1 rRNA gene is annotated in these 1,863 nt (G+C 49.3%); it reads left to right on the top strand.

Annotation, left to right across the window (positions count from 1 at the left end):
* Positions 1 to 205 precede the first annotated feature (205 nt).
* A 16S ribosomal RNA gene (locus FC45_RS07410) occupies positions 206 to 1,768 on the top strand.
* The last annotated feature ends 95 nt before the right edge of the window (positions 1,769 to 1,863 follow it).

Genomic DNA, 1,863 nt, shown 5'->3' with positions numbered 1-1,863 from the left:
AAAAAAGTTCTTGACAAAAGCAACTTGCTTCTGATATAATAACAGAGGCCACTTGAGTGGCCGGAGTTAGTACTTTGAAAACTGAACAAAGTTTCGCTAAAGTGTGCGGGTGTAACAACCCAAACAAAAGCGAAGTCAATTCGTTAAGCAATAAATTTGAGATAACAAATCAAAAAACTGATTGAGCTAAGAGCTCATTTTAATTCAAAATGAGAGTTTGATCCTGGCTCAGGACGAACGCTGGCGGCGTGCCTAATACATGCAAGTCGAGCGAGCTTGCCTATAGAAGTTCTTCGGAATGGAAATAGATACAAGCTAGCGGCGGATGGGTGAGTAACGCGTGGGTAACCTGCCCTTAAGTCTGGGATACCATTTGGAAACAGATGCTAATACCGGATAAAAGCTACTTTCGCATGAAAGAAGTTTAAAAGGCGGCGTAAGCTGTCGCTAAAGGATGGACCTGCGATGCATTAGCTAGTTGGTAAGGTAACGGCTTACCAAGGCGATGATGCATAGCCGAGTTGAGAGACTGATCGGCCACATTGGGACTGAGACACGGCCCAAACTCCTACGGGAGGCAGCAGTAGGGAATCTTCCACAATGGACGAAAGTCTGATGGAGCAACGCCGCGTGAGTGAAGAAGGTTTTCGGATCGTAAAGCTCTGTTGTTGGTGAAGAAGGATAGAGGTAGTAACTGGCCTTTATTTGACGGTAATCAACCAGAAAGTCACGGCTAACTACGTGCCAGCAGCCGCGGTAATACGTAGGTGGCAAGCGTTGTCCGGATTTATTGGGCGTAAAGCGAGCGCAGGCGGATTGATAAGTCTGATGTGAAAGCCTTCGGCTCAACCGAAGAACTGCATCAGAAACTGTCAATCTTGAGTGCAGAAGAGGAGAGTGGAACTCCATGTGTAGCGGTGGAATGCGTAGATATATGGAAGAACACCAGTGGCGAAGGCGGCTCTCTGGTCTGTAACTGACGCTGAGGCTCGAAAGCATGGGTAGCGAACAGGATTAGATACCCTGGTAGTCCATGCCGTAAACGATGAGTGCTAAGTGTTGGGAGGTTTCCGCCTCTCAGTGCTGCAGCTAACGCATTAAGCACTCCGCCTGGGGAGTACGACCGCAAGGTTGAAACTCAAAGGAATTGACGGGGGCCCGCACAAGCGGTGGAGCATGTGGTTTAATTCGAAGCAACGCGAAGAACCTTACCAGGTCTTGACATCCTTTGACCACCTAAGAGATTAGGTTTTCCCTTCGGGGACAAAGAGACAGGTGGTGCATGGCTGTCGTCAGCTCGTGTCGTGAGATGTTGGGTTAAGTCCCGCAACGAGCGCAACCCTTGTTAATAGTTGCCAGCATTAAGTTGGGCACTCTATTGAGACTGCCGGTGACAAACCGGAGGAAGGTGGGGATGACGTCAAGTCATCATGCCCCTTATGACCTGGGCTACACACGTGCTACAATGGGCAGTACAACGAGAAGCGAACCTGTGAAGGCAAGCGGATCTCTTAAAGCTGTTCTCAGTTCGGACTGTAGGCTGCAACTCGCCTACACGAAGCTGGAATCGCTAGTAATCGCGGATCAGCACGCCGCGGTGAATACGTTCCCGGGCCTTGTACACACCGCCCGTCACACCATGAGAGTTTGTAACACCCAAAGTCGGTGAGGTAACCTTTGGAGCCAGCCGCCTAAGGTGGGACAGATGATTAGGGTGAAGTCGTAACAAGGTAGCCGTAGGAGAACCTGCGGCTGGATCACCTCCTTTCTAAGGAAGCAAGGTGCTGGAGAGTAGAGATACTAAAAGAAGGCACTGAGTACGGAAGCACACTAAAGAAACTTTGTTTAGTTTTGAGAGTAGTA

It is taken from the genome of Lactobacillus jensenii DSM 20557, assembly GCF_001436455.1.
Lineage (GTDB): Bacteria > Bacillota > Bacilli > Lactobacillales > Lactobacillaceae > Lactobacillus > Lactobacillus jensenii.
This window is presented reverse-complemented; position numbering and strand designations above follow the sequence as displayed.